This window comes from Vreelandella alkaliphila (genome assembly GCF_016107625.1).
GTDB lineage: Bacteria > Pseudomonadota > Gammaproteobacteria > Pseudomonadales > Halomonadaceae > Vreelandella > Vreelandella alkaliphila.
Window position 1 is genome coordinate 537,266 of sequence record NZ_JABASV010000001.1, and the last position, 14,937, is coordinate 552,202.

Genomic DNA, 14,937 nt, shown 5'->3' on the forward strand with positions numbered 1-14,937 from the left:
CACGTCGTTTTCTCCAATCAACGGTGACCATTAATAAGTAAGGATTGCGGCTCTTCACTCTGTGTGGGAAGAGCCAGTGTCTGCCAAGCCTCATAGGTGGTAAAAAACACTTGCCCTGTTAGCTCGCGGTAAAGCGCTGTGTTTGTTAAGCGATCCATCACTGGGCCTTTCACTTCCGCCAAGTGCAGCGTTGCGCCAGCATCTTTTAACCGTCCGTTAATCGCTTCTAAGCTTTCAAGCGCGGACGCATCAATCACATTCACCGCCTGGCAGGTCAATACAATATGTTTTAACGTAGGGGAACGAGCAGCCAGCGCCATCACGGTATCTTCTAAGTAGCGAGCGTTAGCAAAGTAAAGGCTTTCATCAATGCGCAGCATGGCCACATGTTGATCGGTTTCGACCTCATGGCGCTTCACATTGCGAAAATGCTCGGTGCCCGGCACCCGCCCTACCACGGCACTATGGGGCTGGCTGGTGCGGTACAGGTGCAGCCCTAGTGACAGCACCACACCGCTGATAATGCCGACCTCGACACTGTGCAACAGGGTCAGAAGCAAGGTCGCCACCATTGCCACGCCGTCGCTGCGGGAGTATTGCCAAGTGCGCTTTACTGCTGGCAGATCAATCAATGTGCCCACGGCGACGATAATGGTAGCGGCCAATGTCGCCGTCGGCAGAAATGCCAGCAGACCAGTGAGCAACAGCGTAGAAAGCACAATACCTAAGGCGGTAAATGCCCCGGCCAACGGTGTTGCCGCGCCCGCTTCAAAGTTCACTACCGAGCGTGAAAACCCACCTGAAACCGGCGAACCACCGCTGACGCCAGCGCCCAAATTGGCCATCCCAAGAGCGATGAGTTCTTGGTTAGGGTCGATACGCTGGCGACGCTTAGCCGCCAGGGTTTGCGCCACTGATACCGATTCTACAAAGCCCACTAAACTGATCAATAAAGCGGCAGGCAACAGGCCAAGCCATAGCGACTGATCTAGGCTAGGCAGCGTAATGGCAGGCAAGCCGCTAGGCACAAAGCCCACTAGATTCACACCGTACTGCCCCAAGTTAAAGTGCCAGGCCAGCAGTGTAGTCACCATCACCGCTGAAATCGGTGCGGCTTTGACCATCAAACCAGAAGCGCTAGCCGAGATACCTATAGCCATCAGCCAGGTATTCAAGCGCTTGCGGCAAACCAGCAGATAGCCCCACACCCCTAAACCAATCAGTAGCGTGATGAGATTGATCTGTTGCCACTGGCTGAACAGTGCGCCCAGCAGCTCAATGACGTTATGCCCCGCAGCCTCAACACCTAGAATATGCTTGAGCTGACTAATGGCGATCAAAATACCCGACGCAGTGATAAACCCAGAAATAACCGGATGGCTTAAAAAGTTGACCAAAAAGCCCAGCCGCAATACGCCCATGGCAATCAATATCAATCCTGAAAGCGCCGCCAACACCAGTGCAGCGCCAATATATTCAGGACTGCCTGGAGTAGCAAAGCTGCTTAAAGCCGACGCCGTCATTAACGCTGCCACGGCTACCGGCCCTACCGCCAAGCTGGCACTGGTACCAAAGATGGCGTAAAGCACCAGCGGTAGCATACTGGCATACAGGCCCATCTCTGGCGGCAACCCAGCCAGTAAGGCATAGGCCAACGCCTGGGGCACCAGCATTAGCGTGACGATAACGGCTGCCAGCGAATCTTTAAATAACAAAGCCCGGTTATAGCGCCGCAGCCAGCCAACCACAGGCACCCAACGCTCTATGTTCATGGGGAGTACTCGCTCAGGTAATAGCACTGACTAAGGCAAATCACACCGCACGCCTACGCTGTCTGATTTTCAAGCCCTTGGCGGTGCTCTTCCAAATCAAAACCGGCTGCTTTGGCAGCGGAAAATAGTTCCGCCAGATCGCATTTTTCGGTATGGCGCTTTGCGTAAGCCCAAAGATGGGTAGCACGCTTACCTGACCGACAAAACGCCAAAATAGGCCGAGGTAGCTGCTGCAGCGCCTTAGCAAAAGCGGCGACATCCGCTTGGCTATACTCGCCGGGGGTCACAGGAATGTGCACCCAATGAAGCCCAAGTTCTTCTGCTTTAAAGCGGTAAGCATCCTCTCCAGAAAATTCAGCGCTTTCACCCGGCTTGCAGTTACAGATCACCGTTTTAAAGCCCTGAGCTTTTACGTGCTCAAGCTCCTCGATCGTGAGCTGTGAAGTAATAGCAACGCCCTTCTCTAACGGTTGTGTTTGCATGCATCTCTCCTAGCGTTTCTCACTGCCGTTTTAAGCAGCAGCGCATGGCATAACATACCATTACAACAATGTTATAAACATAGCTTATTTTGGAATATAAGCAATAGCGCACTACAAAAACACCCGGGACTTTTTTTGAGAAAAGATCCGGGTGGCGCATAAATATCGAAGGGGGAAACGTTACGCTATTGAGTGTTGTCGCTGTTAGGGAACCTCTGATTAACGTTATGAGCGCAGGTCAGACAAGGCAAAAATCAACGAAAAAGCGGAGTTTACGGGTTGTAAATGAGCATTTTGATCGGACTCGCGCACGAGGCGACTTTTAACGCAGTATGACCAAGCGCAATAGTTAATCAGAGGTTACTTAGGGAACGCCGGATTAATTAAACACTTTCTCTAACGCAAAGCGCGGCTGTGGCTGGCCGTCTTTGTTAACGCTCTCAGTGAACATTGTAAGTGGGCGCACCCACAGGCCGTAGTCGCCGTAAAGCGCACGGTAGACTACTAGCACCTCTTCATTTTCACTGTGCTGAGCGGTGCCCAGCACTTCGTAAAGGCTGCCTTTATAGTGGCGATATATACCGGGAACAGGCGTAGTCATTCACTTTCCTCTTGTTGGGTCGTTGATGGCATGGGCTTAGCGGCTTTTTTAGCCAGCCTTTCGAGCACTTTTGAGGCAGCGACAAAACCAAACGTACCAGTGACAAAGGTGGCGGCGCCAAAGCCTGAGGCGCAGTCTAGGCGGGTAGCATCACCGTTGCCGGGCTTTTGCAGACAGACTTCGCCGTCAGCGCCAGGGTACACCAGCTGCTCATCAGAATAGACACACTCGACGGAAAAGCGCCGCTTGGGATTACGCGAAAAACCGTAATCACGGCGCAGCCGCGAGCGCACCTTGGAAAGTAGCGGGTCGTGCTCAGTACGTGTTAAATCTGCCACCTGAATGCGGGTAGGATCCGTCTGACCGCCTGCAGCTCCCGTCACGGTAATCGGCAGTTTACGTCGTTTGCACCAAGCGATTAGCGCTGCCTTGGCGATCACACTATCAATGGCGTCCACCACATGATCGGCATCCTCGGGGATACGCTCGGCAAGGTTAGTGGGTGTCACAAAAGCACTGTCAGCTACGACGTTTATCTCAGGGGCAATCAAGCGACAACGCTCGGCCAACACTTCCACCTTTGGCTGGCCAATAGTGCCGTCTAACGCATGGAGCTGACGATTGACGTTGGACACGCATACGTCATCCAAATCAATCAGCGTCAGCTTGCCAATGCCAGAACGCGCCAACGCTTCTACCGTCCAGCTCCCCACGCCACCTACACCCACTACCACAACATGAGCATGGCGAAACGCTGTGGCAGCACGTTGGCCATACAAGCGGCGAATGCCGCCAAAGCGAAAGTCATAATCCGAAGACATGGTTGGCTCTCTATTTTACAACATGCTATTTGACAGCACGGGTCGATTCGTCACGACTACCGCTGAAGTGCTGCAGGCGTTGAAATGGCTGGGGTGCGCACGCTATCTAGCGGCAGATGCCCAGCCCAGCCGAATTGCTCAAATAGGCTTCTCATGGTCGCATCGAGTGCGCAGCTTAGTTGGATGCGCTTATCGGTTAAGGGGTGATCAAACGCTAAATAGGTAGCAGCCAACAGCAAACGAGGAGCATTCAGCTGATCCGCAAAAAAGCGGTTGTGGACACTTTTGCCGTGCTTGGCATCTCCAATAATTGGATAACCACGTCGAGAAAGATGGCGACGGATCTGATGTCGCCGCCCGGTCATAGGCCGCGCTTCCACTAGCGAATAGCGCGCCACTGGATAGCGGTCTACCTGCACAGGCAATTCAACGCTATCCAGGCGACGAATATCGGTCATCGCGGGCATAGCAGGCATCTCGGCTTTGGGGCGCGTGCCATCTTCTTCCCGTAAAGGGTAATCAAGACGCTCTTGCTCCGGCGCTTTTCCCCTCACTACCGCCAGATAGCGCTTTTCTACCTGCCGCTCGCTAAAGCCTTCACTCAACACGGCTGCCGCTTCAGATGACAAACCAAACACCATCACGCCAGAGGTGGGTCTATCTAACCGATGCACCGGATACACTCGTTTGCCAATTTGGTCACGCAGGCGTTGAAGTAAAAACTCTGTTTCTCCACGCGCCAGCGCCGAGCGGTGCACTAGTAACCCAGACGGCTTATGCACTGCAACAAGATGCTCATCCTGATAAAGGATGTTCAATGGCAACATGGTACTCCCCGGTAACGGCAATTGAGATAACAAATCGCGGTGATTTGAAGCAGCGCGCTATTGTCGCGGCTTGACGGCTCAATGTCATCTGCTACTAGCAGCATCAGGAAAGCAAATATCCCCAACGCCCAATCCATTGGCAGAGTTGCTTCGAGGAAGCTACCTTGAAATGGCAACTCGTCTTACGAGCTTCCATGGATAAGGAAAGGAGAATTGCACTATGCGTTATTCACTACCGCTAACAGGTATTGCCGCGGGGCTATTGCTGGCAACCACCGCTCAGGCCAATGAGACGCTCGACGTTGAAATGCACAAGGTCAGCGCTGAAGGAATTGAACAGTCTATTGGGACTGTCGCTATTGAGCATACTGAGCACGGCGTGTTGCTTACGCCGTCGTTAACTGACCTAGAGCCCGGCGTATACGGTTTTCATGTCCACCAAAATGCCAGCTGCGAGCCTGCTGAAAACGATAGCGGCGAAATGACAGCAGCGCTGTCTGCAGGTGGTCATTACGATCCCGAAGAAGCTGGCACCCACCAAGGTCCCTACGGCGATGGCCATCTGGGTGACCTACCGGTTCTCACGGTGAATGAAGATGGCGAAGCTAACCTTCCCGTGCTGGCACCGCGCTTGAGTATGGAAGATATGCCGGGGCGCAGCCTGATGATCCATGCCGGCGGCGATACGTATTCAGATGATCCCCACTTAGGCGGCGGCGGTGCGCGCATGGCCTGCGGCGTCGTTGAATCGTAACGGTTAAAACCCCATCACTATAACGACATACCGGGCAGCACAGCGCTGCCCTTTTTTGTGATGATGATTTCTTGTGTTAATGAAGCCTTATGTTGTTGGTTGCTCTCGCTAGCACCATAGGCCACTAAAGTCTTAAAGCGATTATCCTGATGAGTCGGTACATTCAGCCCGGCCAAATAAGCGTGCTAACAAGTAATTCACTAGCATGCACGACCATCTTAATTCCCCTGAGACTGAGTGCCCTAAATGATCACCTTCATTGTATCGATACTGCTTCTAGTCGTGGGCTACTTCACCTACGGCAAGTTCGTTGAGCGCGTGTTTGTTACTGACCGCAAGCGTCAAACACCGGCGTTTAGTATGCGTGACAATATTGACTATGTGCCGATGAACACCACGCGCAACTCGCTTATTCAATTGCTTAACATTGCCGGTGTCGGCCCGATTTTCGGCCCCATTTTAGGGGCGCTTTACGGTCCTGTGGCTTTTATATGGATTGTGGTTGGCTGCATCTTTGCAGGTGCCGTACACGACTACCTCACCGGTATGATCTCGATTCGCAATCACGGGGCTCATTTGCCTCAATTGGCGGGTAAATTTCTCGGTAAAACCATGAAGCATGTGGTTAACGGCTTTGCTATTTTGCTGTTATTACTGGTGGGCACGGTCTTTGTAACCTCGCCCGCAGCGCTGCTTTCTAATATGACATCACTCTCTTTAACGCTCATTATTCTGGCAATTTTTGCCTACTATCTGGTTGCTACTCTGCTACCGATTGATAAAGTCATTGGGCGTATCTACCCCTACTTCGGCGCTTTGCTGCTATTCAGTGCCGCAGGCATCGGTATTGGTTTGGTTGTTACCGGCGCACCGATTCCAGAACTCTCTTTCCAGAATATGCATCCGGAAGGAGCGCCCATTTTCCCACTGCTGTTCTTAACAATCTCCTGCGGTGCTCTTTCAGGCTTCCATGCCACACAAACCCCCATCATTTCGCGTACGACGCAAAACGAAACCAATGGCCGTAAAATCTTTTACGGCATGATGATTGCCGAAGGCGTGATTGCGATGATCTGGGCCGCCGCCGCCATGAGTTTATTCCAGGGTGAACAGTCGCTGTCCGCTGTGTTGGCCGCCGGTGGCCCCGCAGCAGTGGTCAGCGAAGTATCTATTAGTATGCTTGGCGCTGTTGGCGGCACGCTGGCAGTGCTGGGGGTTATTGTGCTGCCGATTACCTCGGGCGATACCGCCTTCCGCAGTGCACGAATGATTATTGCTGACTATCTCAAGGTTGAGCAGAAGCCGATTATTAAGCGTATTTTGATCGCCCTGCCACTGTTTGTTGCTTCTTACGCGCTTACCCACATGGACTTTACCCTGCTATGGCGCTACTTCTCCTGGGCCAACCAAACCACGGCAGTCATTGCACTGTGGGTCGGCACCATGTACCTAGTGCTATCACGTAAACCTTATCTGATCACCTCAATCCCAGCTGTCTTTATGACCATGGCTACCTTTACCTATTTAGCCTACGCACCGATTGGCTTTGGTTTGCCACTCCAAACAAGCTGTATCGTCGCGGCGCTGGGAACGCTGGTATGTATCGCACTGTTTATGAAGCGTGTACGCCGCTTAAGCCGCGCGACCTTTGCTGTTGATGAGCATGCTGATGCCTTTGATGCAGGCCAAGAGGGACAGACCCAAACACTATCTACTGCTACCAAGTAAGTTACTGTTTTACTGCCCATTAAGAGAAAAAGCGCTGATTAGCTCAGCGCTTTTTTATGGGCGTCTCTTAACTTAATTTCGACCACTTTTAGACTAGCTGTTTTGACTAGTTGTTTTAACCACTGAAACACGCTTTTTAGACGCAGCATTAGCGCATAGATTGATGCCCAACCAACCAATGTTATATCATAACTAAAATATCTTATTGAGCGGCATAGCAAACGATGGTGTCAATGTGCAGCGACCCAGTGTTATCCGTGCGTGATCTGCGCATCAAAATCGGCCAGCTACAGGTTGTTGATGGACTCTCGTTTGATGTCATGCCCGGCGAGCGTGTTTGCCTCTTGGGCGCTTCTGGCTCAGGCAAATCGTTCACAGCTAAAGCAGTGCTCGGCTTGCTGCCACCCAATGCTAGAACTCAGGGAAGCATACGTATTCAAGGCCAAGAGGCGATTGCAACACCTGCCACACAGCGGCCGAAAAACTCACGGGTGTCGATGGTGTTTCAGGATTCGCTCTCGGCACTTAATCCCTTAGTTTCTATCGGTTCCCAGCTGCGAGAACCCTTTTTGCGCCACCATGGCCTATCGCGCTCTGCCGCGAATGACGCCACAGTGGCACTACTCGCGTCACTGGACCTTCCAGACCCTCAACGGTTAATCAAGCGCACGCCAGCAGAGCTTTCTGGTGGGCAACGCCAACGGGTCTGTATTGCCTTGGCTATGGCTTGTAAAACGTCGCTAATGGTTGCCGATGAACCTACGACTGCGTTGGACGTCGTCACTCAAGCCCAGGTACTGCGCGCCTTACATCAACATACCGACAGCTCAGCATCTGCGCTGCTATTCATTACTCATGATCTACACGCGGCAGCACAGCTATGCCAGCGGGCAGTCATGATTGAACGGGGCATGATGATCGAAAGCGGTGAGTTAGACACCCTAATCACCTCCCCGCAGCACCCATTCACTCAAGCGCTCGTAGCGGCGGCGCATAATGTGCAACCGCCTGAAGTAGTCCCAACTGACTATTTGAAGAGTGCCTAAATGCAGAGCCATCCACTTTTCAAGTGCCAGGAAGCCTTCCTCTCAGCAAACGGGCTCTATAAAAGCGTCTCGTTACCCCGCACTGTTTTTTGGCGGGCGGGTGAACGCAAACAAGTCATGAATAACATCAACCTGAGGCTTTATCCGGGTGAACGTGTCGGACTAGTCGGCTTGTCAGGGTCGGGGAAAACGACATTACTGCGCTCGCTGTTAGCGATTGAAGCGCCCGATACTGGTTCGATTACTTGTCTGCATAAAACGGTACGTCCCGCCTCCACGGCCAAGCTTAGATGGTACCGTCGGGCTGTTCAGTATATTCCCCAAGACCCCGGTGCCTCCCTTGACCCTCGTATGAATGTTCGTGCACTAGTGGCCGAGCCATTGATACGCCTAAACGTTGATTGCGACCCTGGAGAACGCGCCCGAGAAGCACTGGAGCAAGTCGGCTTGGATACCCAGTTTTTGGAGCGCCTGCCTCATGAACTCTCCGGCGGCCAAGCCCAACGGGTCGCCATTGCTCGCGCGATAGCCACACGCCCGCGCTTTTTATTGGCCGATGAGCCACTTAGCGGCCTGGATCTACCGGTTCGCGCGCAGGTGATTAGCGTGCTCAAGCAGCTTTGTGATGAAAGTGGCACCGGACTGCTGATGGTGTCCCATGATTTATCGGTGGTCACCCAGTTGTGCCAACGCACGCTGGTCATGGATGACGGCAAAATAGTTGAAGACCGTTCAACGGCAGCGCTTTGGCGCACACCCCATCACCCGACTACGCGCTCGCTAATCAATGCCGTTGCGCAACTACCTACTTGTGCGCATCCAAACTGCAATGCAGCTGAGTTAGAAGCACTCTAATAACGTATCTGTGACTTTTTATTTTTTCTACGCATTTTTCCTGCCCGTCACTTCAACCGGAGTTGTTACGATGTTACCCCGTCCGCTGCGCCTTTCCCTGCCCATTGCCCTTGCCGCCCCGTTACTGCTTGCCGGTTGTTTTGATGAACAGCGTGACACCACACCTTCAGAGGCTGGTGAACGAATCAGCCTAGCGATGCTGCAGCCACCTCGCTCGGGATTAACGCCACTTTCCGATGATGCTTTCAAACTGTCGCGCTGGAGCACGGCGGAAACGCTCATTCGGTTGGATGCCAGCAGCGACCCACTGCCCTTTCTAGCCACCGAGTGGGAGCAACTCGATGGCCATACATGGCGGTTTGTGATTCGCGATGGAGTCAGCTTTCATGATGGCACGACACTGACAGTTAGCGACGTAGTGAACGCTCTCACTGCGGCCACCCAGGCCGCCCCGAAACCACGCATTTTAGATGGCGTGAACATGACCATCGAAGCCGATGGTGATAATGCGGTGATTGTGCGCACCGTTACCAATGACCCGCTGATTCCCAATCGCCTTTCAAGCCCCCAGCTAGCGATTTTAGCCGCCAGCGCCTATGGCGAGGATGGCCGGGTTAACCCCATCAAAGCAGGTACCGGCCCGTTCGTATTAACAGAGATCAACAGTACTAGCAGCGCACATCTAGACCGCTTTGCTGACTACTGGGGCGAGCCCGCCAAAGTGGCCGGTATTGATGCTGATTATGTCCCCGACGGCACCGCTCGGGCGGCAGCCTTAAGAACCGGTGTGGCCGATGTGGTTGAAGCGATTCCGGTGTCTCAGGTGGCGCTGCTTGACCCTGAGTTAGTCCACGAAGTGCCCATGCCACGCACCAATACGCTTTACCTGAATACCGAATCAGGCCCAATGACCGACCCCGGGCTGCGCGCAGCCGTTCGTGAAGCAATAAACCGCTCCGCTATTGTAAATACCGTTTACGAAGGGCGCGCGGATATCGCTGAAGGGTTACTCGGCCCGGCACTAGCGTGGGCAAGCGACTACCGCACCCCGCTTGAAGATCGCACTGCACCCACCGAGCCAAACGGCACTGACATCACCCTGGCGACTTTTACTGACCGCGCCGAGTTGCCCGAAGTGGCTGTACTGCTTGAACAGCAGCTGACCCGTGCGGGCTTTAACGTGAACCAAGAAGTACGTGAGTACGCGCATATAGAAGCAGACGCCTTAGCCGGTGAGTTTGACGCCTTTATTCTTTCGCGTGCCACCGTCCTCGATTCAGGCGACCCGGTGGCCTATATGTTCAGCGACTTCGCTTGTGCGGGCTCTTTCAACATCGCCCAGCTATGTGACCCCGCCGTCGATGAAGCATTAGCCAATGCCGCCATGCTGCCCACAGGAGATGAGCGTCGTCAGGCAATTAGCGAGGCGGAAGCGGCTATTTTACGCACCGATGCGGCTATTCCAATGCTCCACGAGCGCGTTATTCAGGGCGAGTCGGCGCGGGTCTCTAACGCCGAGCGCGACCCCCGTGAGCGTGCGCTGATCACTGAGCAGACAACCATCGACGCCGACAGTGACTCCTAAGGGTACGCCACGCATGACAACCGCAATACCGCTGCGCCTATGGCGCAGCTTGCGTATCACGCCCTTTATTCCGCTGCTCTCACGTTTGGTTACACTAGCCAGCGTGGTGGTGCTGGTGGGACTACTGCCGTGGTTATCCGGCCGGGACCCTGCACTGAGCATTTTGCGGGCACGCTCTGCCGAGCAGGAAGCCACCCCCGAAGCCTTAGCAGCAATTCGTGCTCAGTTAGGCCTGGATCTTGGCCCCTTCGAGAAGTTACAGAGCTGGCTGGTGGGCCTGATGCATGGCGATGCAGGCAATTCCTGGATCTCCGGCGCACCCGTGCTACCAGGTATGTTAAAGAGCGCCCAGGTATCACTTACGCTAATGACCTTTGGCATGCTGGTAGCGTTGGTTACCACTACGCTGATCTGTATCCCCGTGGTACGGCGTGGCTTGAGAGGTCAGGTCAGCCGCTCTTCCGGCGCGATTGGCGCAGCATTGACGGCCCTGCCTGAGTTTCTACTCGCCTCACTACTGCTAGTCGTGTTTGCGGCATGGCTAAACTGGCTACCGCCTTACGGTTGGCGAGGTTTTAGTTATGCTCTATTGCCCGCCTTTGCGCTTGGCCTTCCGGCAGGCGGTCTGTTGGGCCGCTTGTTTAGCGATGGCCTTGCGGCCACCTTCAGCGAGCGCTGGGTCGCTACCTGGAACGTAGCAGGCTTTTCACGCTGCCGAATTGTCATGGCCGCACTACGACGCACCTTACCCAGCCTGATGCCTCAGGTCGGCATGGTGATGGTGGGGCTGACGGGGGGAGCCATTGCCGTCGAACAGGTATTCTCTATTCCAGGCCTGGGTCGAGCAACGCTTGGCGCAGCATCGGCCCAGGACCTTCCCGCGCTACAAACCGGCATTCTGATTCTGCTGATTATCGCCATTATATTAGGCAGCTTGGCCAATATTGGTCGCGTGCTGTTACTGGGCCGTGCTTTTCAGCTTGGGGCTCTGCCCGTGGCGCATAGCGAACAAAATATCCAACGTAGGGCATGGGTCGTGCCCGCCATCGCGATGCTGCTGCTCTTTGTGCTAATCGTAGCGGGGATGGGGCGTGACCCGTTTAGCTCCGCGTTTATGCGCTTAGAGTCACCAAGCTTTGCGTTACCATTAGGCGCCGACGGCACTGGGCGCGATATTTTGGCGCGAGTAGCTCACGGAGCGCTGTCCACCATGGGCATGGCAACGGTCGTCGTATTCTTTTCGCTAGTAATAGGGCTACTGATTGGACTAGCCCCCAAGCTAGCCACTGGCCCTATTGAAATCACCAAGGCAACGCCACCCACCATTGCGGGGTTGATTGTCGCGGGGCTAATAGGGCCAAGTGCTAGCGGCGCGATCATTGCGGTAACAGCCGTCGCTTGGGCTCCGCTTGCAGCGCACACAGCGGCACTGGTGGCGGAAGTGAAAGCCCAGCCCCACGTTCGCATTACGCCGATGCTAGGCGTGGGGCATTTACGCTTAATGAGCCGCTACATCTTGCCGGCGGTGCTTGGCCCCGTGTTTCGCCACGCCATGCTGCGCCTACCCGGCGTGGCGCTGGCCTTGGCGGCACTTGGCTTTCTCGGCCTGGGCCCCCGCCCCCCTTCGCCGGAGTGGGGGCTGATCCTTGCCGAAGGCATGCCCTATATTGAGCGAGCCCCCTGGGCAGTGCTGATTCCGGCGCTAGCACTGATTTTGCTATCGGTACTGGCGGTGTCACTTTCAAGTATTGTGGGCTTGCGCAAGCTACCTCGCTAAGATCATCAAGCGCAAAAATAGAAGACGTAAACAGCCCCAAACAAAACGGGCAGCCATTTGGCTGCCCGTTTTGCTTTAATCCAGTTAAGCGGTGTTACTCTTCGTCAGTCGCCAACTGCATATGTTTTTGCAGGTAGTTCTGGATACCCACTTTATCGATCAGACCAAGCTGCGTTTCGATATGGTCGATATGGCTTTCTTCATCGGCAAGCAGGTCGCGCAGTAGATCACGAGTCACGTAATCTTTAACGCTTTCACAATAGGTAATCGCTTCGATGTAGTCGTTGCGGCCGTCATGCTCGATTTTCAAATCACTTTCGAGCATTTCTTTTACATTTTCGCCGATATGCAGCTTACCTAGATCTTGAAGATTAGGAATGCCTTCAAGGAACAAAATACGCTCAATTAGCTTATCGGCGTGCTGCATCTCCTCAATGGACTCATCGTATTCCCACTTGGCAAGCTCTTTAAAGCCCCAGTCTTTGTACATTTTGGCATGCAAAAAATACTGGTTGATGGCTACCAGTTCATTGCCGAGGGCGATATTGAGATGCTGAATAACCTTGGGATCACCTTTCATGACGTCACCTTTCTTAGTGTGCGATTACGCTAACTAGAGAGTATAGGCCATAAATAGGCTTACTCCCAACGATGCTGGGAGTATATAGAAAATGACTAAAAACTCAAAAAAATCATATATTTGCTAACGATAAATTTAACAATAGTGATTCGCGTCACACAGCGTAAGCGAGACTCATATCCGCTTCGCAACGAGCCTCCTGAACCGCTTCGCGGGTTAGCGATTTAGCAAAACAAGCGCATTTTCCGCACTGGGTTCCGCAACCTGTGGCCTCGCGTACTTCTCGCCAGCTGCGCGCTCCATCGCTAACGTGCTGGCGAATCTGATGGTCGGTTACTCCCTTGCACACGCAAACGTACATGGCAACACCTCATAAAGATCATGAGATGAATGTAAATGATTCGCATACATCTTTTCAAGTAGAAATGGATGCTTTTTGGTATCCATTCGTCTTAATAAAAATGAGCCATATGATAACGCCTTGTCATAGCAATATTTTTAGCAAAACAGGCGGTAAAATTATTTTTTCGGTAGCACCACGGTTTGCGTATTCGAGGCGATATCTGGCCAACTTCTGCGCTGCCGATCAAACAAAACCCACCAGTAACCAATGCCAAACGCGGCCAGGGACAGCCAGGCAGTCACACAGCGAATTAGGCTTTGCTTAAGAGTAATCGCATGACCATCGGTGGTTTGCACCCGCAGCCGCCACGCCTGCATCCCTAACGTCATGCCACCACGCCGCCACGAGTAGATAAAGAATAGCGTGACAAAGAACAGCAACATCAGCCTAAGGCTCCAGATATCAAACGGAGTTGTGCCTATCTCGTCAGCCTGCTGCCCCAACACAAAGCGAAAAAAAGCCAGATGAGCTACTGTCACCATGATCCAAATGGCTGTGACCAAAAATCCGTCGTACAGCATCGCGCCTAAACGGCGGCTTAACCCAGCAGGCCAGACGCTATCTAATTGGGTAAAGCGCCGGGGGCTCGTCACCTTGCTCGTCACTATGCTCATCCTCATTCACGTGTCGCCGCCGCAACTAGCCGTTGCGGTGTAAGAAATAAATACCTACCGCCGCACAGGCAAGAGTTGGCACCAACACCGCCCACACAGGCGAAAAACCAAAAATGGTTGATGCAGGTGCCAGCAGGTCTTGTACATACTTAAATACAAGGCCGGTCACCACGCCATAAAACACTCGCGTACCTGCGGCCACCGTGCGCAATGGGCCAAACACAAAGGAAGCGGCGATTAATACCAGTGACCCCATCGTTAGCGGCATCAGCACCTTTTGCCAGAAATAGAGCAGCGGTTGGTCAGCTTGGAGGTTTTGGCTTTGCAAAAAGTTGGCGTACGCCCACAGCTCACTAGGCGCTTGGCTCTCGATATCACGCAGCAAACGTTCCAATTGGGTGGGCGTTAACGCTGTATCCCAACCCGCGTGTTGCTGATACTCCGACTCTGTATGGTCATCAAAAATACGCGTAGTGGTAACATCTTCCAGCTGCCATGCCCCCTCTTCCCAATGCGCACGATTCGCATGGGTAGCCTCAATTAGCCGACGCTCATCAAAACGATAGCGTGTTAAATCCAGCACCACGTTATCCGCACGAATAGCGCCAAAGCGATACACGCTTTCTCCTTCAAACTGCCAACCACTTCGGCTAGTTAGCAGTGCCCCTTCCCCCTGGCGCTGCTCTAAACGCCATGCCTCGGCAAATTGCTCCGTACGGGGAGATACAAATTCGGCGACCAGCAGTACCACCACGACCACTAATAGCACCGGCTTCATGACACCCCAGACAATCCGCGCAAGCGATCGGCCAGCGGCACGCATGACGGTTAACTCGTTGCTGGATGCCATGCTCCCCATGCCAATCAGAGCGCCAATCAACACCGCCACCGGAGCGTATTGATAAAATCGCCAAGGCAGACGCATGCCCAGATAAATCAACACATCTAACGCGGTATAGTTACCTTGGGTGTCGCCTAAATCACCGATATAGGCGATGGTGATGTCCAAGCCAAGCAGGACGAACTGGACGACAATGATGGCCGCCAACACATTGCGGGCAATATAACGATCAAGACGATCAGCAAGCATGA

At 53.5% G+C, this 14,937-nt stretch carries 15 protein-coding genes; 6 read left to right on the forward strand and 9 right to left on the reverse strand.

Features of this window, described 5'->3' with window-relative positions; genetic code table 11:
* Positions 1-17: 17 nt before the first annotated feature.
* From JFC11_RS02415 to JFC11_RS02435, 5 genes are all read right to left on the reverse strand, one after another.
* Complete coding sequence (locus JFC11_RS02415) at positions 18-1,772, reverse strand: SulP family inorganic anion transporter (protein WP_198348641.1); 1,755 nt, start codon at positions 1,770-1,772, stop codon at positions 18-20.
* Between the two features lie 53 nt (positions 1,773-1,825).
* Positions 1,826-2,254: a protein tyrosine phosphatase family protein gene (locus tag JFC11_RS02420; RefSeq protein WP_198348642.1), complete on the reverse strand. Its 429-nt coding sequence runs from the start codon at positions 2,252-2,254 to the stop codon at positions 1,826-1,828.
* Positions 2,255-2,633: 379 nt separating this feature from the next.
* Entirely contained in the window at positions 2,634-2,855 is a 222-nt protein-coding gene (locus tag JFC11_RS02425; RefSeq protein ID WP_120385776.1) for a DUF1653 domain-containing protein, read from the reverse strand.
* Complete coding sequence (gene tcdA, locus JFC11_RS02430; protein WP_038481320.1) at positions 2,852-3,676, reverse strand: tRNA cyclic N6-threonylcarbamoyladenosine(37) synthase TcdA; 825 nt, start codon at positions 3,674-3,676, stop codon at positions 2,852-2,854. Before tcdA ends, JFC11_RS02425 begins: the two co-directional genes overlap by 4 nt.
* Positions 3,677-3,732: 56 nt before the next feature.
* Positions 3,733-4,503, reverse strand: a complete 771-nt coding sequence (locus JFC11_RS02435; protein ID WP_038481317.1) for a pseudouridine synthase — start codon at positions 4,501-4,503, stop codon at positions 3,733-3,735.
* 220 nt (positions 4,504-4,723) lie between these two features.
* Here JFC11_RS02435 and sodC point away from each other — a divergent pair, with 220 nt between their 5' ends.
* The 6 genes from sodC to JFC11_RS02465 all read left to right on the forward strand — a co-directional run bounded on the left by sodC (position 4,724) and on the right by JFC11_RS02465 (position 12,248).
* Positions 4,724-5,257, forward strand: a complete 534-nt coding sequence (gene sodC, locus JFC11_RS02440) for a superoxide dismutase family protein (protein ID WP_038481314.1) — start codon at positions 4,724-4,726, stop codon at positions 5,255-5,257.
* A 246-nt stretch (positions 5,258-5,503) separates the two neighbouring features.
* Positions 5,504-6,985 (forward strand): carbon starvation CstA family protein, encoded by a 1,482-nt coding sequence (locus tag JFC11_RS02445; RefSeq protein WP_038481311.1) that lies wholly within the window; start codon positions 5,504-5,506, stop codon positions 6,983-6,985.
* A 233-nt stretch (positions 6,986-7,218) separates the two neighbouring features.
* A complete protein-coding gene (locus JFC11_RS02450; RefSeq protein WP_120385779.1) occupies positions 7,219-8,031 on the forward strand; it encodes an ABC transporter ATP-binding protein in 813 nt (270 codons plus the stop codon).
* Positions 8,032-8,886, forward strand: coding sequence for an ABC transporter ATP-binding protein (locus JFC11_RS02455; RefSeq protein ID WP_038481305.1), 855 nt, complete (start codon positions 8,032-8,034; stop codon positions 8,884-8,886).
* Between the two features lie 70 nt (positions 8,887-8,956).
* Positions 8,957-10,471, forward strand: coding sequence for an ABC transporter substrate-binding protein (locus tag JFC11_RS02460; RefSeq protein ID WP_198348643.1), 1,515 nt, complete (start codon positions 8,957-8,959; stop codon positions 10,469-10,471).
* A gap of 13 nt (positions 10,472-10,484) precedes the next feature.
* A complete protein-coding gene (locus JFC11_RS02465) occupies positions 10,485-12,248 on the forward strand; it encodes an ABC transporter permease subunit (RefSeq protein ID WP_038481299.1) in 1,764 nt (587 codons plus the stop codon).
* 94 nt (positions 12,249-12,342) lie between these two features.
* Here JFC11_RS02465 and bfr read toward each other — a convergent pair whose 3' ends face one another.
* The 4 genes from bfr to lptG all read right to left on the reverse strand — a co-directional run bounded on the left by bfr (position 12,343) and on the right by lptG (position 14,935).
* Entirely contained in the window at positions 12,343-12,828 is a 486-nt protein-coding gene (bfr, locus tag JFC11_RS02470; protein ID WP_009724215.1) for a bacterioferritin, read from the reverse strand.
* Between the two features lie 154 nt (positions 12,829-12,982).
* Positions 12,983-13,189, reverse strand: coding sequence for a (2Fe-2S)-binding protein (locus JFC11_RS02475; protein WP_083001105.1), 207 nt, complete (start codon positions 13,187-13,189; stop codon positions 12,983-12,985).
* Between the two features lie 158 nt (positions 13,190-13,347).
* A complete protein-coding gene (locus JFC11_RS02480) occupies positions 13,348-13,752 on the reverse strand; it encodes an RDD family protein (RefSeq protein WP_231658335.1) in 405 nt (134 codons plus the stop codon).
* Between the two features lie 118 nt (positions 13,753-13,870).
* Complete coding sequence (gene lptG / locus JFC11_RS02485) at positions 13,871-14,935, reverse strand: LPS export ABC transporter permease LptG (RefSeq protein ID WP_038481292.1); 1,065 nt, start codon at positions 14,933-14,935, stop codon at positions 13,871-13,873.
* Positions 14,936-14,937 lie beyond the last annotated feature (2 nt).